Here is a 19,008-nt window from a genome sequence, read left to right on the forward strand (position 1 = left end):
TTATTGCACCTTGAGGTAGGTTTAAGTCAAAGCCTCTTTGGCAAAAACCACCACAAAGGTGCCTGGCCCCTTTGTGGTGGTTTTGGCTGATGTCCCTAAAGTCTACCGAGATGATCTTGGATGAGATCGCAGATGGCTCGGGCGTCGTTGATGTTGATGGCTCGGGTCGCAAAGCCGGCGTCGAAGGCCTGACGTGCCAGTGCCTCGTTGCAGGCAAGGGCCAGCGTGTGGCCATCGACCAGGTCGAGTGAGCTCTTGCCGCGCAGACGGTCGACACCCGAGCGCGCGACCACGATGTTGTCGAAGCCCTCGGTCTTGTAGCCCTCGATGATCACCACGTCGACATCGTTGTAGCGCGACAGCAGCTCGCGCGCGGGCATCTCGTCCTCCTCGCGCGTGTCGGCGTACTCCGCCCAGCGCGTGGCGCAGATGAGGCCCACGTGCTTGGATCCGGCTTGGTGATGGCGCCACGTATCCTTAGCGGGCACATCGATATCAAAGCCATGATGCCCATGATGCTTGAGCGAACCCACGCGAAGGCCGCGGCGAGTGAGCTCGGCAATGACCTTCTCGACGAGCGTGGTCTTGCCCGAGTTTTGGTAGCCGATAAACGCGATCGCGGGGACGGCCGGTGTCGGAGCTGCGGGTGCGACGGCGACGGGTGCGCTCGCGGGCGCGGCACCGTCAGCGGCCACGGCCTCAGCAGCAGCGGCCTGACGCTCGGCACGATCCCACACGCCCGAGCGGCCGCCCTCCTTGTGCAGCAGGCGCACGTCGACGATCTCCATGCCACGATCGACCGCCTTGCACATGTCATAGATCGTTAGGCACGCAGCGCTCGCGCCGGTCAGGGCCTCCATCTCGATACCCGTCTTGCCCGTCACGCCGGCCGTAACCAGTACGTGAAAGCCAACCTGCCCGTCTGCGCGCGCCGGTGCCCAGCCCTCGGGCACGTCATCGGCCGGCGTCCCCGCCGCAGCGATGGGCGCAATGTCGCACTTGCTCTTAGTAATGAGCAGCGGATGGCACATGGGAATGATGTCGCTCGTGCGTTTGATGGCCATAATGCCCGCCACGCGCGCGCAGGCAAGCACGTCGCCCTTTTTGGCGCGGTCCTGCAGCACCATGGCCTGCGTCTCGGGATGCATGAGGATGGTGCCCTCGGCGATGGCAATGCGATGGGTCTCGGCCTTGTCGGACACGTCGACCATGCGCACCTCGCCCTTGGCGTCCACGTGCGTAAGCTCGTCGCGACGGGCGTCGCGGGCGGGCTCGGTGGCAGCACCGGCAGTCGGCTGCGCGGACGCGTCGGCGTTGCCAGCATTCGCCGCAGCCGTGACTTTGTGGGCAGACATCGCGGCCCTGCGAGCGGCCTTGGTGGCATCGGCGTACCTGCTCTTGGCCATATGATCATCCTCCGATTTGGGACATAAATCGTTGCGTGCCCTCAATTATCGCGTGTTCCTGCGGTTTGTGGGCCACAGCATCGCGCCAAATCGAAAGTACCTGCATATCATCACCACGGCGCAGCGCCTCACGCACCGAATACTCGGCATCGCTGAACAGGCACGGACGCACGTTGCCATCGGCCGTCAGGCGCAGACGGTTGCAATTCGCACAAAAATGGTTGGACATGGCGCTAATAAAGCCAACCGTTCCCGCCGCGCCCGGAAAGTGCCAGTACCGCGCAGGACCCGCGCCGGCAGGAGCGTCGTTGATGTCGAGCGGCTCGAGCTCGCCCAGTCCCGCCGCGGCGGCCCCGGCATTGATGCGCGTCCGCAGCTCGTCGCTCGGCACGGTGTCGCTCGCATCCCACAACTCGGGATTGAGCGCGGGCGCATGCGGGTCCACAGCGCAATGCGAGCTCGTGTGTTCGTCGCCAATGGGCATGTATTCGATAAAGCGCAGGTGGATGGGGCGGTCGACGGTCAGCCGCGCGAGGGCCGCCACATCTTGGTTGAGTCGGCGCACGACAACGCAGTTGACCTTAACGGGCTCAAAGCCCCAAGCCAGCGCCGCGTCGATGCCAGCCATGGTCTGCTCGAGTCGACCCAGGCGCGTGATCTTTCCAAAGAGCGTAGGGTCGAGCGTGTCGAGCGAGATGTTGACGCGGTTAAGCCCCGCGTCTTTGAGCTGCGGCGCCAGCTTGGGCAGCAGGGCGCCATTGGTGGTAAGCGAGATGTCCTCGATCTGCGGAATCGCGCGGATGTCGCGAATAAGCGGAATGATACGACGGCTGACCAGCGGCTCGCCGCCCGTCAGGCGCACGCGGCGAATGCCCTCCCCCGCCACCAAGCGCACAAAGCGGGCGATTTCCTCGGCGCTGAGCAGCTCGTCGTGTGCGCGGGGTGCCACGCCATCGGCCGGCATGCAGTAAATGCAGCGAAAATTGCACTTGTCGGTAACGGCAATGCGCAGGTAGTTGATATCGCGGCCAAAACCGTCATGTTGCACGTGCCCGTCCACGCAGCCCTCCCCTCACGCGGCGTTTTATTCTTCGGAAAACATAATACCCCACGAGAGAATCATGCCGACACCCGTACGACAGGACAGGTCGCTTTGAGCAAAACGGACTTTCCAAGCCCATCCTCAGCATACAAACCATCACAACATTCGATGCTTTTTTCGATTTTGAGGAAAAGCGTCGAATGTTGTGATGGTCTGCCTGCCCGCAGCGCCCCGTAGAAGGACCAAAACGCCCCTAAAGGCCGCCGTCCCAGTGTCGAATCACGAATTCTCGCAGGTCGTTTTGACGTTTCTGGAACGCTTCGCTTCGGTCGCACTTAAGCCCCATAGCGAGTGCGATGGCGTTCATCGCCCTGTGCAATTGCAGCTGGTGGGCAAACTGAGTCCCGGTGAGGACGATCATCCTAAAGCCCAGCGCGCTCAGCACGGTCATACGCTCCGCGTCCGACGCGCTGCGCTGTTTATCAAGATGGTCCGAGCCGTTGTATTCAATCCCCGTACCGCTCGCGGGCGCATATACGTCGATCTCGAAATACCCGGCCTTAGCGAGATACTTGAACTCGTTGGGGACATCGACCCGATGGTTGAGCTCGATCTTGACGTATCCTAGCCCGCCCTGGGAACGTTTTGCTACGACCATGATTGCGGTGGCCGTCTCCATGGGCGACCGCGCGCCATCGTGCACGCGCTTGAGCACAGCGACCGCGCGTATAGCCCCCTGACGAGATCGGTTCTCATTGCAATAGGCAATCAAATCGGCAACGGCATACCTCTGCCCCATCTCGATATAATCGCCTGTCGACAGATGATTCAAATGGTATCGGGCGCAGATTTCATACCCATATTCCAACTGCTCGGGCTCGCTCATCCACGAACCCGCTTGGACAAAGCACATGGCCTCATCAACCACCAGAAGGCCCTCCGCCACCTCGATAAGATGGCCTGGAGGCACCGGCGCCCCAAACACGTGGCACCTAAATCCAGCCGGCGTCGAGCGCTCAAAATCGAAGTTGACGAGCGTGTCGATATGATCGAGCTCTTCTCGTGGAATACCAAGCGAAACCAGATAGTCGGTAACGATCCCAACTGCCGTTGAAGCCCTCAGCCCCTTGGCATCGAGTCCCAATTTGGGCAGGCTCGCGGTCGGCTCCGCCTCGTTAGCAAGCGAGTCCTCATCGTATAGGCTGCTTGCTCGCGAGAGCGGCTCGGACGGGCGCGCCACGTTGTGGTACAGCCAGGCAGTCTTATGGGACAGGACGATCGGCAGGTCCATGAGCCCTCCAATGGAGTCGGATAACCAACCTTATTCCCCTGCCCACGGGTCCGCACACCTTCGTGCGCAAGAAAGCGATTCCGCCCGATCGAGTGGTAGAAAAACCATCGCAACATTCGATGCTTTTCCCGTTTTTGGCAAAAAACGTCGAATGTTGTGATGGTTTGAGGCGAGGTGAGGGGCACGGAGGGGTCAAAGCATCGTGCTCGAACGGGTTAATCCAGCTCTTTTAAGCCATGTGCCAGCTGCCAGTACTCGCCGTGCTGGGCGAGCAGCTCTTCGTGCGTGCCGCGCTCGATGATGCGGCCGTGTTCGAGGACCATGATGGCGTCGGCGTCGCGGACGGTGGACAGGCGGTGCGCGATCATAAACGTGGTGCGGCCGCGCATGATGCGGTCCATACCGCGCTCGATGAGCTTTTCGGTACGCGTATCGATGGAGCTCGTGGCCTCGTCCAGGATGAGCACCGGCGGGTCGGCGACGGCAACGCGCGCGATGGCGAGCAGCTGGCGCTGGCCCTGCGACAGGTTGGCGCCATCGGCCGTGACCGGCGTATCGTAGCCTCTAGGCAGGCGGCGGATAAACGAATCCGCGCAGGCGGCCTCGGCGGCGGCGCGCACCTCCTCGTCGGTCGCGTCGAGCTTGCCAAAGCGGATGTTCTGCGCGATGGTGCCGCTAAACAGGTGCGTGTCCTGCAGCACAATGCCGAGCGATCCGCGCAGGCTGGCCTTGGCAATGTGCTTGACGTCGATGCCGTCGTACGTGATCTCGCCGTCATCGACCTCGTAAAAGCGATTGATGAGGTTGGTGATGGTCGTCTTTCCGGCGCCCGTCGAGCCCACAAACGCGATCTTTTGCCCCGGCTTGGCAAACAGGTTGAGGTCCGTGAGCACACGGGTGCCCGGCACGTAGGAAAAGTCCACGGCATGGAAGCGCACGTCGCCGGCAAGCGGGACCAAGCCGCAAACAAGCTCGGTACCGTCGGCAGCCACCGCACGGCCCGACTCATCAACGGCTGCCACGTCATGCAGGTGCCCGTACGCGCCCACGCCCTGGCCCTCGGGAATCTTCCACGCCCACGCGGCGTCGCCCGTCTGCACCAGCTCCACGCAGCCCTCGTCAACCTCGGGCTTAAGGTCCATGGCGGCAAACAGGCGCTCGGCGCCGGCCAACGCGTTGAGCAAAAAGTTGCCCAGCTGCGTAAACTGGTTGATGGGCATGGCGGCCTGGCGTACAAAGACCAGGTAGCTTGCAAGCGCGCCTACGTCGGCGAGCCCCTTGATGCAGAGTATGCCGCCCGCCACGGCAACGATGGCGTAGTTGGCATAGCCGATCACCACGGTCATGGGAACCATCGAGTTGGCGTAGGCCTGCGCGGCACCACCGGTGCGGCGCAGCTCTTGGTTGCGCACGTCAAAACCGGCCACGTTGGCCTGCTCGTGATTAAAGACCTTGATGACCTTTTGGCCCGAGACCATCTCCTCGACGTATCCGTCCAAATCGCCCAGCGACGCCTGCTGAGCGGCAAAAAAGCGCTTGGAACGCATGCCCGAGTAGCGCGCGTACAGCACAATGGCCGCGTCGCACACGAGCGTGATAATCGTGAGCTGCCAGTTGAGAATGATGAGCATAGCCGTGGTACCGACCATCTGGATGCTCGCCTGAATCACGTTGGCAAAACTGTTGTTGAGCGCCTCGGAGACGGTGTCGACGTCGTTGGTAAAGAAGCTCATGATGTCGCCCGAGCGTGTGCCGTCGAAATAACTGAGCGGCAGCGTCTGAATGTGGGCAAACAGGTCGCGGCGGATATCGGACACCACGCGCTGGGCCGCGCGCACCATGATCTGCGAGTAGCCCAGAGCCGAAAGCACGCCCGCGGCGTAGATGGCGGCAGTAAAGATGACCTGCCTGGCAAGCAGTTCCTCACCGCCCGTTGCCAAACCGTTGACGATGGGACGTACCATGTAGGTGCCGGCAAGGCTTGCGATGGCGGCCACAGAGGCAAGCACACCAACTGCGAGCAGCGAGAACTTGGCGTGACCCATGTAGGAGAGCAAGCGGCGAAGCGTCTGCGTCAGATTGGTGGGACGGGCCTGAGCGGATGTCTTAGGCATGGCGCTCACCCCCTTCCAAGGTCAATCCGCTGGGGACGGAGGAAAACGGATCATTCGCGCAGCCATCGTCGCGGCCGTCACCGGCGTCCGCATCCCCCGCAAACTCCATCTGCGAGGCATAAATCTCCTGATAAATGGCGTCGCCCGCCAGCAGATCCTCATGCGTGCCCACGCCGTGGACACGTCCGTCGTCCAGCACAATAATGCGATCGGCATCCATGACGCTCGCGATGCGCTGCGCAATGACAATCACGGTTGTATCGGGAATCTGCGCGATATGCTCGCGGATCTTGGCGTCGGTCGCCATATCGACCGCGCTGGTCGAATCGTCAAAGATGAGCACACGCGGATGCTTGAGCAACGTACGCGCGATGCACAGACGCTGTTTTTGTCCGCCCGAGACGCCGGCACCGCCCTGGCCCAGATAGCCGTCGAGTCCGCCGATGCGATCTAGGAACTCGTCCACGCATGCCGCCCGGCAGGCACGCAGCAGCTCCTCGTCGGTGGCATCGGGCGCGCCCCACTGCAGGTTCTCGCGCACGGTACCCGTAAACAGCACGTTCTTTTGTAGCACGATGCCCACGGCGTCGCGCAAGGCGGCCAGGTCGTAATCGCGCACATCGCGCCCGCCCACGAGCACGGCGCCTTCGGTGGCGTCGTACAGGCGCGCGATCAGCTGCACAAGCGAGCTCTTGCCCGAGCCCGTGCCGCCGAGGATGCCCACCGTCGAGCCGCTCTCGATGCGAAGGTCGATATGTTCGAGCACATCCTCGGCTGCATCCTCGCGGTACTTAAACGACACGTCGCGAAACTCGATGCTTCCGTCGGCCACCCCGTGCACGGCAGTGGCAGCGTCGGGCGCCTGGATAAGCGAACGCTCGTCGAGCACCCGCGAGATGCGCTCCACGCTGGCAAGTGCGCGCGTGAGCAGCAAAAACACGTTGGAAATCATCATGAGCGAGTTCATGATCAGCAGCACATAGCTCATGAAGCCCGTGAGCGAGCCCACGCCGAGCTCGCCGGCAAGAATCATGCGACCGCCGATCCACAGAATGGAAAGCGCCGCCACGTACATCGACAGCTGAAACACCGGCAAGTTGAGCACAGCGTTGCCAAAGGTCTTCGTCGCGGTGCGCGCAAGCTCGGTATTGACGGCATCGAACTTGGCCTCCTCGTGCTCGGCGCGCACGTACGCCTTGACGGCGCGCACGGCGGTGAGGTCCTCCTGCACCACGCCGTTGAGATGGTCCATCGAGGTCTGCAACTGGCGGTAGAGCGGACTGACGCGATAGGTGATAACGCCCAGTACGATCGCCAACACCGGCAGGATGATCGCGAAAACGGTGGCGAGCGGACGCGACAGCACCAACGCATAGACCAAGCCGACGATGAGCGTCACGGGACCGCGCACCATGGGGCGGAAGCCGTTACCTACGGCGTTTTGAATCACGGTGATGTCGGTGGTCATGCGTGTGACAAGCGAGCTGGCGTCGTAGTTGTCCAGATTGCCAAAGGCGAGCGTCTGGATCTTGCGATACTCGGCCTCGCGCAGGTTAGCGCCGAGGCCTGAGGCGACGCGAGCAGACGTGCGTGCATAGCCCAAGCCAAGTACCAGCGAACATGCGGCGCATGCCAACATATACGCGCCCTGCAACAGCATGTAGTTGATGTCGCCCGCGGGCACGCCTACATCGATGATATTTGCCATGATGACCGGGATAAACAGCTCGAGCGCCGTCTCGGCCGTCACAAAGAGCACGCCGAGCATGGCATCGCGGCGGTATGCCCCCAGATAGGAAAACAAAATCTTGAGATTGCGCACGCAGATTCATCCCCCATCAAACGTTGTTCGCAAACCCACGTATTATGGCGCGCCGTGCGGCGGTGTCAAGTGATGCGAAATCGATTTCTGCAAGGCTAGTGCAGACGCCATGCTCACAGGGCACGCGCCCGTATTCAATTAGAAATGAACGCGAGCGTGACTTTTTCGCCCTGCCGCCAATACAAACCTTGACTCTACAATCGTTATAGGGTTTTCACTACACTGGTACGTAAACAAACCCAGCCAGAAAGCCCCGCCCATGGAACACGACCTCACACGCGGCAATGTCCTCAAGACCATCGCGGTCTTTGCCCTGCCCTATATGCTCTCGTACTTTTTGCAAATGCTCTACGGCATGGCCGACCTGTACATGATGGGACAGTTTAGCGGCGCCGCCGGCATCACCGCCGTGGGCAATGGCGCGCAGACGCTCTATATCATTACCGTGACGCTCGTGGGCCTGGCCATGGGAACGACGGTCATCGTCGGCCACGCCGTGGGCTCGCGCCGCTTCGACCGCGCCGAGGTTGCCATCGGCAACACCATCACGCTCTTTATGGGTGTCTCGGTGGTGCTGGCCGCTGTCTTGCTCGCACTGTGCCCGCAGATCGTGGCACTCATTGGCACGCCGGCCGAGGCGGTCGAAGGCACTGCCGCCTACCTGCGCATTTGCTTTGTAGGCATTCCCTTTATCGCCGCATACAACATCCTCTCGGCCATCTTTCGCGGCCTGGGCGATTCGCGCTCGCCCATGTACGTGATCGGCGTGGCGTGCATCATTAATATCGCGCTTGATTTTCTGTTTATCGGCCACATGGGGCTCGGCCCCGTGGGCGCGGCACTCGGCACGGTGACCGCGCAGACAGCCAGCGTTGCCCTCGCGCTCGTGTGGCTCAAGAGCCGTCGCACAAACATCCACGTTAAGCGCAGCGACCTGCGCCCCCAGCCCGAGGTGCTCGGCAGCATTCTTAAGATCGGCGTGCCCGTGGCCGTGCAGGACGGCTGCATCCAGGTGGCGTTTATGTTTATCACCGTCATCGCCAACCACCGCGGCCTGGTCGACGCCGCCGCCGTGGGCCTGGTCGAGAAGATGATCAGCTTCTTGTTCATCGTGCCGAGTTCCATGGGTGCCACCGTCAGCGCACTCACGGCGCAAAATGCCGGCGCGGGCAAGGGCGACCGCGCGCGTCAGGTACTCAAGGATGCCATGACCATCTCGGTCGTGTACGGCTGCCTGATCACGGTGCTGATGTGGCTGGTGGCGCCGGCGTTTATTGGCTTTTTTGCCAAGGACGCCGCGGTGGTCGCGGCCGGTACCGGCTATATGCGCAGCTATATTTTCGACGCGATTTTTGCCGGCATCCACATTTGCTTTAGCGGCTTTTTCGCTGCATACGGCAAGAGCTACATCGGCTTTGCACACAACGTGCTGGCCGTGGCGCTCATTCGCGTACCGGGCGCGTGGCTGCTGTCGAACGCCTATTCCGACACGCTGTTTCCCATGGGCATCGCTTCGCCATGCGGATCGATTCTGTCGGCGGTCATTTGCGTTGTCGCGTTTACCGTGCTCAACCGGCGCGGGGCTTTTGACAAACTGGTAGCGTAGCGGGGCGACGCGAGATCACCCTGATCGATGACATCATCAGCGACGACCCCACAACCTACGTGACGCAGATCACGGTGCCGGTTGCCCCGTCCAGATAAGAACTGCCTAGAAAACGTTCAGCTGTAGGCAGAATCTTGACGTTATAGGCCATATTTTGCCTCAAAGGCATCACGTGCCGTGCCAGCAGCACGCTCCCGTTCGGCCACAGCTATGCGAGCCATCAGACGAGCCTTAGCCTGTTCCTGAACCATGAGGTCATAGTCCTCAGATCGGAGTACGACAAATTTGCTATAGCCGTTTTTTGTAACAGTCACTGGGCCGAGAGCCTCCCAACAAGCTCGCTAAACGCCGGGGACACTCCCCGGCGTGGTGGTTTTACTCCTCCGGTATCGGAAATGCACGGATGAACTCTGCGGGCGAGAAGGTCTTGATAGTCGAGCGTACAAAAGCGGCGCGATCGCGCGTGATGATAAAGTCCACACCGGCACGCTCGGCCATCGCACGAATACAGCCATCCTCAAAATCCGGCTCATCGGAATAGGCGGAGGTAAAACAAGCTTCTTGGTCGAGAGGCTCTAACGAGTAGCTCTTAAGGCAGTCGCGCACCACCTCGCGGGCGCGCGCCTCGCCGGCCTGTTTGGTGAGAATGTAATATGCGTCCTTGAGAGAGCAGGCCGAAACAACGCCCTCGATAAGCCCCACGTCAACAAGCCCCTTGATGGTTTGCGCCGCCCCATGCTCCGGCCGACCAGGAAGCACGCAATCGAGCAGAAAATTGGTATCGAGAAAAGCCCTCATAGGTAGCGCTCCCTCGCGACGCGCTTTTCATCTTCAACCGTCATCGTATCGAGCGGCGTTCCCTTTGGCATTTTAGCCACGATATCGAGATACTCCTGGTAGTCCTCATCCTCCGCGAGCATCTCGCGAATCTCCTTCCAGGTGATCTTGGGATGCCACATCGTACCCACGTCGCGCTTGGGCTTGTCCGTGCCGCACGTCGGCTTTGCGCCCCCACGTTCCTGGGCAGCGTCATATTCCACTGCAACCGGGCCTTGATAGTCGAGCGGTACGATCTTGAACAACGGCTTGCTCCGCTTGAAGACCACAACCTCCTCGCCCTCATTGGCAACCTTTTCGGCCACCTGCGTAAGGTTTTGGCGCAGCTCCGAAAATGCGACGGTAACCATAACGGCTCCTCTCAACATATATCTTCACTGCTCAGTATACACGTTAATGTTAATGTTAACGTATATGAGAATCACCACAATGAGGGACAATTCATCATTGCAGACCCCTCCGCTTTGTATGAATCTCCTATCGCTCCGGAACGACACCGCTCCGCAGGATCACCCTCAGCAAGCTACGTGGCGAAGATCATGCCACCTGCCACCACGCCCAAATAATAACCTCCCGGAAAGCGTTTCCGGGAGGTTTTCTAATTTGATTATCGATGTCTTAAGCCTGGGGCACCTGACCAGTAGCCAAGATCTGCTCGAGTGCGTCCTCGTCCAGCACGGGTACGCCCAGCTGCTCGGCCTTGGTAAGCTTGGAGCCCGCCTTGGGGCCGGCGACTAGATAGCTCGTCTTCTTGGATACGCTGCCCGAGACCTTGGCGCCGAGCACCTTGAGCGCCGCGCCCGCCTCGTCACGCGTGCGGTTGACGAGCGTGCCGGTGAGCACGAAGGTCAGACCCGCAAGCGGCTGTGCGTCGGCAAGCTCGCCTGCCACGCCAGCGTCGGCCGCGGCTTGCGCGTGCGCGGCGCCCAAGTCGACCTCGAGCGACAGGCCCGCCTGGCGCAGGCGCTCCAGCACGGCAAGGTTCTCGGGCACGGCCAGGAACTGCTTGACGCTCGCCGCAATCTTGGGACCGATGCCCTCGCACTCGGCGATATCCTCTTCGCTCGCCAAGATGAGCTTGTCAATCGACAGGAATCGCTCGGAAATGACCTCGCCCACGCTCTTGCCCACGTGGCGGATGCCCAGGGCAAACAGCACGCGACCGAGCGGCTGGCTCTTGGACTTGTTGAGCTCGGCGATGATTTTCTCGGCCGTCTTGAGGCCTACCGGAATGGGGTCGCCCTTCTTGACGCCCTTTTTGCTGTTGGAGCTGGCATAAGTGCGCCCCGTGTCCAGGCCGGCGATGTCGTCGACTGTGAGCTGGTAGAAGTCCGCGACATCGTGGATCAGCCCGGCGGCGATCATCTTGTCGACGATCTCGTCGCCTAGGCCGTCGACGTCCATGCAGCCGCGGCTCACCCAGTGGAGCAGACGCTCCTTGAGCTGCGCGGAGCAGTCGATGGAGACGCAGCGGTAAGCGACCTCGCCATCCTCGTGGACCACAGGGCTGCCGCACACGGGGCAGACCTCGGGCATCTGCCAGTCAACGCTGTCGGCCGGGCGCTTGTCGAGCACCGGGCCCACGACCTCGGGAATCACGTCGCCCGCCTTGTGCACGATGATGGTATCGCCCTCGCGCACGTTTTTGCGGCGGATCTCGTCGATGTTGTGCAGCGTGGCGCGCGCGATGGTGGAGCCGGCGACCGTCACCGGGTCGAACTCGGCGACCGGCGTGAGCACACCAGTGCGGCCCACCTGGATGCGAATTTCGCGCAGAACGGTCTGCTTTTCCTCGGGTGGGAACTTAAAGGCAATGGCCCAGCGCGGCGCGCGGGCGGTAAAGCCCAGGTCGAGCTGCTGCTGGAAGCTGTCCACCTTTACGACCACGCCGTCGATGTCGTAGTCCAGGTCACCGCGGTGCTCGAGCGCCTGGGCACAGAACTCGTGGACCTCGGCCGGCGTGGCGCAGCGTGCCACGTTGGGGTTGACGCTAAATCCGGCGCTACGCAGCCAGTCCAGAAACTCGCGCTGGCTGTGGACGTGCAGCGGATCAGTATCGGCGATGGCGTAGATAAAGGTGGCCAGATCGCGACGCGCCGTGACCTTGGGATCCTTTTGGCGCAGGCTGCCGGCGGCGGCGTTGCGCGGGTTGGCGAAGGGGTCTCGACCCTCGGCATCGGCCTCGTCGTTCAGGCGCACAAAGCTGCCCTTGGGCATATAGACCTCGCCGCGTACTTCGATGGTGCGCTCGCGGTCGGCGCCCATGTGGGCGAGCGCCGGCTCGGACAGATGCATGGGCACATCCTTGATAGTGCGCACGTTAAGCGACACGTCCTCGCCCGTGGCGCCATCGCCACGTGTGGCCGCACGCACGAAGGTGCCGTTTTGGTAGGTAAGCGCCACGCCCAGGCCGTCGATCTTAAGCTCGCAGGTATAGGTGACGCTGCCGGCACCGAGCGCATCCTCAGTGCGTTGGAGCCACGCGTCGAGCTCGTCCAGGTCCATGGCATCGTCCATGGAATACATGCGCGCCATGTGCGTGACCGGCGTAAACTGCTCGCTCACGTAGCCGCCCACGCGCTGGGTATAGCTGTCGGGCGTCACCAGATCGGGGTAGGCCGCCTCGATTTCCTGCAGCTCAACGAGCATTTTGTCAAAGGCAGCGTCCGTGATCTCGGGCGCGTCGAGCATGTAGTAGCGATAGGCGTGGTAATCGAGCTCGTGGCGCAACTCAGCCGCGCGCGCGGCGGCCTGGGCACGGGCATCGGCCGGTGCGGCGGCATCCGCGCTCGCGGGCGTTTTGGTATCGATGTCCACGCCGTCACCAAACAGGCTCGATTGCTCCATAGCGGCACTCCTTCGCTCGATTTCAAACGGATACTAGAGTACCACCGGTCGCAATGGGGCCGAATAACCCTTTCGAACCGCACCGAATCGGCAGCCGTCAGACCGGGGTGGATCGCGCGATCAAACCATGCCCTTGCCATTTCTAAATGATCCGTTTTCCTCCGCCTCCAACGGATCAATAAGAAAAAAAGGGGCTGTCCCACGTTGATGGGACAGCCCCCTCTGGCCTCGATATGTGCGATACGACTCGTTAGAAACCCTGACCGTAGCCCTGACCCTGGCCCTGCTGGCCCAGCAGCTCCTCCAGATACTGGCGCAGCTGCTCGTCGGTAATACCGCCGTTGCCAGTGTCGGTCGAGCTGTCGTCCTGCTGCTGACTCTGCAACTCTTCATCGGAGCCCAGCTCGACGGTGACTTTCTTCTCTTCCTTGCCGCGCACGAGCGTGATCTCGACCTTCTCGCCCACCTCGTGGCTGCGCAGCGCGATGATCAGGCCGTCAGCGCTTGTAATCTCGTCGTCGCCCAGCTTGGTAATGACATCGCCCTCCTGGATACCGGCCTTAGCGGCAGGACCGTCCTCGACAACGCTCGCCACGTACGCGCCGCTATCGGTGCTCAGCTTGTTGGTGCGAGCGTTGAGCGCATTGACGCTCGAAAGCGTGGCGCCCAGGTACGGATGCACCGGCGTCTTGCCGTCGATGATCTGGTCGGCAATGTTCTTGGCATAGTTAACGGGAATGGCAAAACCAACGCCCGAGCTGGAGCCCGAGTAGCTCTCGATGAGCGAGTTGATACCCACGAGCTCGCCATTGTCGTTAACGAGCGCGCCGCCGGAGTTGCCCGGATTGATGGCAGCATCGGTCTGAATCATGTTGGCATAGATGGTGTTACCGCTGGTAGAGCTCATGGCCGTGGAGCGATACAGCGCCGACACAATGCCCGTGGAGACAGACTGCTCGTTGCCGAACGGCGAGCCGATCGCCATGACCCACTCGCCCACGTTGAGCTTGGAGGAGTCGCCGATCTCGATCGGCGTGAGCTTGGAAGCATCGGCGTCCTTGAGCTTGATGACGGCCAGGTCGCTCGAGGCATCGTTGCCCACGAACTCGGCCTCGTACGTAGTGCCGTCATCCATGGTCACCACGTACTGGTCGTAACCATCGACCACGTGGTTGTTGGTAAGGATGTGCCCCTCGGTATCGAGCACCACGCCCGAACCGACGCTGCCCGAGTTGTCCGACTCGTCGGCAGACTGCGAAAGCGAGCCATTCTGGCCGCCGCTCGAAGTGGCGGTGATGGAAACCACGGAGGGCAGGGCCTTGGCAGAAACGGCCTCGGCCAGCGTGGTGTCCTCGGAATCAATCGTAATCTTTTGCGTCGATGAACCCGAAGCACCCGCCGTCACGGCATTCTTGCCGCCGCCAATGTTGAGCGTGCCGCTCATAATGAGCGCAATGACCAGCAGGGCGCCGCAGGCACAACCGGCAAGCGCCGTAATAAAGATCGGCAGCTTTTTGGTCTTAGTCTTGACCACTGTGTGCTTGTTTACAACCTGCTGGCTGCCCAGCGGCTTTCCGGTCTGCGTGTCGTAGGCCTGCACGTAGGGAATGTTGCTGTCGGCAGGCGTCGACTCTACCTGCACACGCGGCTGCTGTTGGGTCTCGCCGGCGTTGCCCGCATCCTGGGGACGCTGGGAATCGTTCTCGCTCATAGCTGCGATCCTTTCGTCAAATAACCAAAGGCCCGCCAAACATGTGGCGGGCCATCATTGTTCACGTTGAGTTGTACCCCAATATGCGGGTGCAAGTGTATGAGAACGCAATCTTTTAGGAAGGCTTAAGTTCTGTTGCAGACCCGAAAGAGCCCCTCACCTGTGGCAAAACCGCCACAAAGGCGCCTGTTCCCTTTGTGGCGGAAATCTAGTCCTTAAACAGATAGCCCACGCCGCGGACGGTGGTGATGTGTGCCGCGATCTGCGGGCCCACCTTGGAGCGGATGCGTCGGATATGCACGTCGACGGTGCGCGTACCGCCGCAGTACTCAAAGCCCCACACGCGGTGCAGCAGTACCTCGCGGCTGTAGGCGCGGTTGGGATGCGTCGCCAAAAAACTCAGCAGCGAGTACTCCATCAGCGTCAGGTCAATGGGCTCGCTATCGAGTGTCACCTGGTAGGTGGCCAGGTTGATCTCAAGGTTATCGATGTTGAGCACATCATCGGAGGCGACGGGCTCCTCCTCGCCCATCAGACGCTGCGCACGAGCCTTGAGCTCGTTGGGCGTCGCCGTGGGACATACAAAGTCGGCATGCGCATGATTCGGCAGGCGCAGGGTGCCGAGCGCCTCGTCGTCGACGATCACCAGCATGGGAACGCCGCCGCGATCGTCGAGCCACTTGGCAATCTGATCGATGCGGTCGCTGCGGATGCCATCGGAATCGAGGATCAGCAGGTCAAAGTCGTGCGCCGCAGTTGGCGAATCGGGGGTGGCCAGACTCACCTCGACACCCATGGTGGTCGTCAAGCTGCGGGCAAACTCGTGGAAGCGCGTCGTGCGCGCCATGAACAGGGCACTCTTTTCGGACATATCGGCCTCCAAAGAAATGAGCTCAATCGTACTGGGACAAGCCAGCGCGATTAGGAGTTCGCCAGGTAGTGCTTGATCTCCCATTCGGTGATCGTGGACTCAAACTTATGCCACTCGTCGCGCTTCTTTTTGAGGAAGAAGCTATGGATGTGCTCGCCGAGGGCATCCTTCATAAACTGCGAGTCCTCAAAGACGTCGAGTGCCTCTTTAAGCGAGCGCGGCAGCGGCGTATAACCGGCCTCGAGCATCTGGCGGTCGTTGAGCTTGAGCGTCTCGGCCGTGGCCTCGAGCGGGAGCTCCAGCTTGCGCTCGATGCCGTCGAGACCAGCCGCCAGCGTGACGGCGTTGACCAGATACGGATTGGCCATGGGATCGGGGCTACGAAGCTCGATGCGCGTGGACAGCTGCTTGCCGGGCTTGTAGACCGGGATGCGAACCATGCTTGCGCGGTTGCGCAGGCCCCACGTGGCGTACTGCGGCACGGAGTCGCCGCCCGTGGTGATGCGCTTGTACGAGTTGACGGTGGGGTTGGTGATGGCGCTGATCTCGCGCGCGTGCGCCAAGATACCGGCCATGTAGTGCTTGGCGACGTCGGAGAGATGGTACCTCTCGTCGGCCTCGCCCCAAAAGACGTTGTTGCCGTCGTGGTCGAACAGCGACTGATGCAAAAACATGGCGCTGCCGTCCTCGCCCGCCAACGGCTTGGGCATAAAGGAGGCGTGGCAACCGCTCTCGTAAGCTTGCTGTTTAATGATGAGCTTGGCCGTGGTAATGGCGTCGGACATGCTCAGGGCCTCGGCGTGGCGCAGGCTCATGCCGTGCTGCGAGCGACCGGCGGCGTGGAAGGTGTACTCCACGGGCACGGACATCTTCTCGAGCGTAAGGACCGTGTTGCGGCGCAGGTCGCGCGCGGCGTCGCTCACCGAAAGATCGAAGTAGCCCACATTGTCGAGCGGCTCGGGCGTGCGCTCGTCGGGGAAATAGTAGTACTCCAGCTCGGCACCAACGTTGAGCAGGTAGCCGGCCTTCTCGGCCTTATGGAACATGCGGCGCAGCGCAGCGCGCGGGTCGCCGGCGAAGGGCTCGCGATCGGGAGTGCACACGTCGCAGAACACACGGGCGACGCCGTTGTGGCTCGGACGCCACGGCAAAATCTGGAAGGTCGAGGCATCAGGGAACGCCAGCATGTCGGCTTCCTCGGGCGTAGCAAAGCCCTCGATGGCCGAGCCGTCAAAGCCAATGCCCTCCTCAAATGCGACCTCGAGGTCCTCGGGGCTAATGGCAAAGTTTTTGAGGCGGCCGAGAATGTCGACAAACCACAGACGCACAAAGCGGATGTCACGCTGTTCTACGGAGCGGAGTACGTAATCGATGTTCTGCTGGTTCATGTCGCTCCCCTTTCTTTCGGGCGGGTTTCGACTGGTCTATACCGCAGATACTATCGCAGAAAAATGTTTCCGCAGGGTTAAAGCGTATCAAGCGCTCAAAAAACGTGCGCGAGCAGGCCGTTGCGAACGAGCGGCTAGCGCGAGGTCGAAGCGCGGTGTTCGATGCGGCCGGGGACCTCGATGCGCTTGGGGGCGAGCTTTGCGGCGTCGCCCACCGTAGTGGTAACGACGTCGATGCGCTCGGACAGGCGCTCGACTACGCGCTCGGCAATGGTAAGGGTGTCTTGCGCGGCCGTGGTCACACCGCCAAAGAGCACGTGGTTCCAGGGATAGTCGTCAAACGTCGCAATCTTGAGGCCAGCCGGCAACGAGGGTCCCAACTGTGCCAGTGCCTCGGTCAGACGCAGAAAGACCAGACCGTTGACGGCAATGAGGCCGAGCTTTTTTCCCGCATAGTCACGGATGGTCTCGTCCAGGCGACTGACACCCTCGACGCCACCATCGGCCAGGGTGACGACCTCACCCGCAAGGCCGCGGCGCGAAAGCTCGTCGACAAAGGCCTCGGCACGCTCGCGACGCACAGGGCTGTCGTCGCTTGCCTCGGTGAGCAGGCACAGGCGCTCGCTGCCCGCGACAGCCAAGGCGTCTACCAGGCCGGCGACCAGCTCACGGTTGTTGGAGGTCACCAGATCGACACCGCCGGCGGCAATATCGCGGTCGAGCAGCACGACGGGCAAGCGTCCCGCTGCCGCGGCGATTGCCTCGTCATTGCCGCCACAGGTGTTGACGACCAGGCCGTCCACGCCGGCATCGATAAGTCTGGTGAGCGACTCTGCTTCCTTGGCGGAATCATTGCCGCTAATGGCAGTCATAAGCGAGCAGCCGCGCGCGGCGGCACTGGCGGAAAGCCCTTCGAGCATGGCGCTGGAGAACGGGTTAGCGATGTCGGCCAGGATCACGCCGATGAGGTTGGTACGCGAGCTGCGCAGATTGCGCGCGGCGGCACGTGGGCGATAGCCGGTGCGATCGATAACCGCCGCGATGCGCGCGCGAGTTTCCTCGGTCATCTGCCCGGGGCGGTTGTTGAGATAGCGCGAAACCGTGGCCGGGCTCACGCCCGCCTCGGCGGCAATGTCCTTGATTCTCATCTGCGCCATAGCGCACCCCGTTTCCCAATTGTCGGCAGTCTGAGCCATTTTAGGCATTTTTTTAAAAATCTCGCTTGCAAAACGTTGTAGGTGAGCGGCATCGTTTTTGCGCCTCGAGCAGATGCGATGATGGGCTAGATAGACGAATCTTTGGACAGCTCGAAATAGTCAGGATGCAAGGCGATAACCGGGCCCTGCTCCTCGGGCATCAGATGCAAGTGCGTCTCTGCCAGGTAGCTCGCCGTGTCGGTATCGCCCCTCTTAATGGCCTCGAGAATCCGACGATGTTGTCGACGAATCGGCTCCCAATCCAGGTCCTGCGACACCATACGCAACCAGTTGTATCGCTCAAAATGCGTGTTGACGCTCTTCATCCAATCCCACAGCATGTGACGACCGGCAATCACGAAACACGTCTCATGGAACAGGTTGTCCAGGTCAAAGAAACGACGCGTTTCGCTATGGTCGAGCGACTCGGACTCGGCAAGAATCTGCTCGAGCCGATACTTTTGCTCGGGCGAAGCGGCCGAACAGCATTTAATAAGCACGCTTCTCTCGAGTTTCTCGCGCAAGAAACAGGCATTCTCGGCGTGTTCCATGCTGATCTTAGAGACGTAGGTGCCGCTCTTGGGACGCGTTTCCACCAGCTCCTGCTCGCGCAGGCGCACAAAGGACTCGCGAATGGGCGTACGCCCGATTCCCGTCTCCTTTTCCAGACCAATCGCCGAAAGGCGCGTGCCGGGCTTGAGCTCGGCATAGATGATCTTGGAGCGCAGTGCGTTGTATGCCTGATCTTGCAGGCTCTGATAATGCTGGTGTTGTTCCATAAAGCCCTCGGATGAAGCCCACGGTTTGTCGAATTTCACCACGTAATACTATCGCATCGACACGCCCCAGCTCCCAATCAGTCTTTTTGGGACGGGGC

At 61.3% G+C, this 19,008-nt stretch carries 14 protein-coding genes; 1 reads left to right on the forward strand and 13 read right to left on the reverse strand.

Annotated features, from left to right (window positions below; all coding sequences use genetic code 11):
- Nucleotides 1–95 precede the first annotated feature (95 nt).
- The 5 genes from mobB to PMX72_RS03265 all read right to left on the reverse strand — a co-directional run bounded on the left by mobB (nt 96) and on the right by PMX72_RS03265 (nt 7,621).
- On the reverse strand, nt 96–1,406 hold the full coding sequence (gene mobB, locus PMX72_RS10290; protein ID WP_271729086.1) for a molybdopterin-guanine dinucleotide biosynthesis protein B: 1,311 nt from the start codon (nt 1,404–1,406) through the stop codon (nt 96–98).
- Nucleotides 1,407–1,410: 4 nt separating this feature from the next.
- Complete coding sequence (moaA, locus tag PMX72_RS03250; RefSeq protein ID WP_271729083.1) at nt 1,411–2,466, reverse strand: GTP 3',8-cyclase MoaA; 1,056 nt, start codon at nt 2,464–2,466, stop codon at nt 1,411–1,413.
- Between the two features lie 235 nt (nt 2,467–2,701).
- Nucleotides 2,702–3,739: a hypothetical protein gene (locus PMX72_RS03255; RefSeq protein WP_271729081.1), complete on the reverse strand. Its 1,038-nt coding sequence runs from the start codon at nt 3,737–3,739 to the stop codon at nt 2,702–2,704.
- 215 nt (nt 3,740–3,954) lie between these two features.
- Nucleotides 3,955–5,853, reverse strand: a complete 1,899-nt coding sequence (locus PMX72_RS03260) for an ABC transporter ATP-binding protein (RefSeq protein ID WP_271729079.1) — start codon at nt 5,851–5,853, stop codon at nt 3,955–3,957.
- A complete protein-coding gene (locus tag PMX72_RS03265; RefSeq protein WP_416378024.1) occupies nt 5,846–7,621 on the reverse strand; it encodes an ABC transporter ATP-binding protein in 1,776 nt (591 codons plus the stop codon). The genes PMX72_RS03260 and PMX72_RS03265 overlap by 8 nt, the downstream gene beginning before the upstream one ends.
- A 259-nt stretch (nt 7,622–7,880) precedes the next feature.
- On the opposite strand from PMX72_RS03265, the gene PMX72_RS03270 reads away from it, so the two are divergent.
- Nucleotides 7,881–9,281, forward strand: a complete 1,401-nt coding sequence (locus tag PMX72_RS03270; protein WP_334203760.1) for an MATE family efflux transporter — start codon at nt 7,881–7,883, stop codon at nt 9,279–9,281.
- A 375-nt stretch (nt 9,282–9,656) separates the two neighbouring features.
- Here the strand turns inward: PMX72_RS03270 and PMX72_RS03275 are convergent, their stop codons facing one another.
- The 8 genes from PMX72_RS03275 to PMX72_RS03310 form a co-directional block, all read right to left on the reverse strand.
- Nucleotides 9,657–10,079 carry a type II toxin-antitoxin system VapC family toxin gene (locus PMX72_RS03275; protein ID WP_271729074.1) on the reverse strand — a complete coding sequence of 141 codons (423 nt, stop codon included), beginning with the start codon at nt 10,077–10,079 and terminating at the stop codon, nt 9,657–9,659.
- Nucleotides 10,076–10,468 (reverse strand): type II toxin-antitoxin system Phd/YefM family antitoxin, encoded by a 393-nt coding sequence (locus PMX72_RS03280; protein WP_271729073.1) that lies wholly within the window; start codon nt 10,466–10,468, stop codon nt 10,076–10,078. The genes PMX72_RS03275 and PMX72_RS03280 overlap by 4 nt, the downstream gene beginning before the upstream one ends.
- 268 nt (nt 10,469–10,736) lie before the next feature.
- Nucleotides 10,737–12,965, reverse strand: coding sequence for an NAD-dependent DNA ligase LigA (gene ligA, locus PMX72_RS03285; RefSeq protein WP_271729071.1), 2,229 nt, complete (start codon nt 12,963–12,965; stop codon nt 10,737–10,739).
- A 250-nt stretch (nt 12,966–13,215) separates the two neighbouring features.
- Complete coding sequence (locus PMX72_RS03290) at nt 13,216–14,676, reverse strand: S1C family serine protease (protein ID WP_271729070.1); 1,461 nt, start codon at nt 14,674–14,676, stop codon at nt 13,216–13,218.
- 208 nt (nt 14,677–14,884) lie between these two features.
- A complete protein-coding gene (locus PMX72_RS03295) occupies nt 14,885–15,547 on the reverse strand; it encodes a response regulator transcription factor (RefSeq protein WP_271729069.1) in 663 nt (220 codons plus the stop codon).
- Between the two features lie 50 nt (nt 15,548–15,597).
- Nucleotides 15,598–16,935 (reverse strand): glutamine synthetase family protein, encoded by a 1,338-nt coding sequence (locus PMX72_RS03300; RefSeq protein ID WP_118258528.1) that lies wholly within the window; start codon nt 16,933–16,935, stop codon nt 15,598–15,600.
- 134 nt (nt 16,936–17,069) lie between these two features.
- Nucleotides 17,070–18,092, reverse strand: coding sequence for a LacI family DNA-binding transcriptional regulator (locus tag PMX72_RS03305; RefSeq protein ID WP_271729068.1), 1,023 nt, complete (start codon nt 18,090–18,092; stop codon nt 17,070–17,072).
- Nucleotides 18,093–18,217: 125 nt separating this feature from the next.
- Entirely contained in the window at nt 18,218–18,910 is a 693-nt protein-coding gene (locus tag PMX72_RS03310; RefSeq protein ID WP_271746136.1) for a GntR family transcriptional regulator, read from the reverse strand.
- Nucleotides 18,911–19,008: the final 98 nt, after the last annotated feature.

Origin of the sequence: Collinsella aerofaciens, assembly GCF_028207065.1 — a bacterium.
In the GTDB taxonomy this organism is placed as follows: Bacteria; Actinomycetota; Coriobacteriia; order Coriobacteriales; family Coriobacteriaceae; genus Collinsella; species Collinsella aerofaciens_AR.

Bases quoted from the DNA above. Each gene is read 5' to 3' on its own strand.
- PMX72_RS03265 (WP_416378024.1), bottom strand. From the start codon at position 7,621: ATGCTCGGCGTGCTCTTTGTGACGGCCGAGACGGCGCTCGAGCTGTTT.
- PMX72_RS03275 (WP_271729074.1), bottom strand. From the start codon at position 10,079: ATGAGGGCTTTTCTCGATACCAATTTTCTGCTCGATTGCGTGCTTCCT.
- PMX72_RS03305 (WP_271729068.1), bottom strand. From the start codon at position 18,092: ATGGCGCAGATGAGAATCAAGGACATTGCCGCCGAGGCGGGCGTGAGC.
- PMX72_RS03280 (WP_271729073.1), bottom strand. From the start codon at position 10,468: ATGGTTACCGTCGCATTTTCGGAGCTGCGCCAAAACCTTACGCAGGTG.
- mobB (WP_271729086.1), bottom strand. From the start codon at position 1,406: ATGGCCAAGAGCAGGTACGCCGATGCCACCAAGGCCGCTCGCAGGGCC.
- ligA (WP_271729071.1), bottom strand. From the start codon at position 12,965: ATGGAGCAATCGAGCCTGTTTGGTGACGGCGTGGACATCGATACCAAA.
- PMX72_RS03300 (WP_118258528.1), bottom strand. From the start codon at position 16,935: ATGAACCAGCAGAACATCGATTACGTACTCCGCTCCGTAGAACAGCGT.
- PMX72_RS03255 (WP_271729081.1), bottom strand. From the start codon at position 3,739: ATGGACCTGCCGATCGTCCTGTCCCATAAGACTGCCTGGCTGTACCAC.
- PMX72_RS03260 (WP_271729079.1), bottom strand. From the start codon at position 5,853: ATGCCTAAGACATCCGCTCAGGCCCGTCCCACCAATCTGACGCAGACG.
- PMX72_RS03290 (WP_271729070.1), bottom strand. From the start codon at position 14,676: ATGAGCGAGAACGATTCCCAGCGTCCCCAGGATGCGGGCAACGCCGGC.
- PMX72_RS03310 (WP_271746136.1), bottom strand. From the start codon at position 18,910: ATGGAACAACACCAGCATTATCAGAGCCTGCAAGATCAGGCATACAAC.
- PMX72_RS03295 (WP_271729069.1), bottom strand. From the start codon at position 15,547: ATGTCCGAAAAGAGTGCCCTGTTCATGGCGCGCACGACGCGCTTCCAC.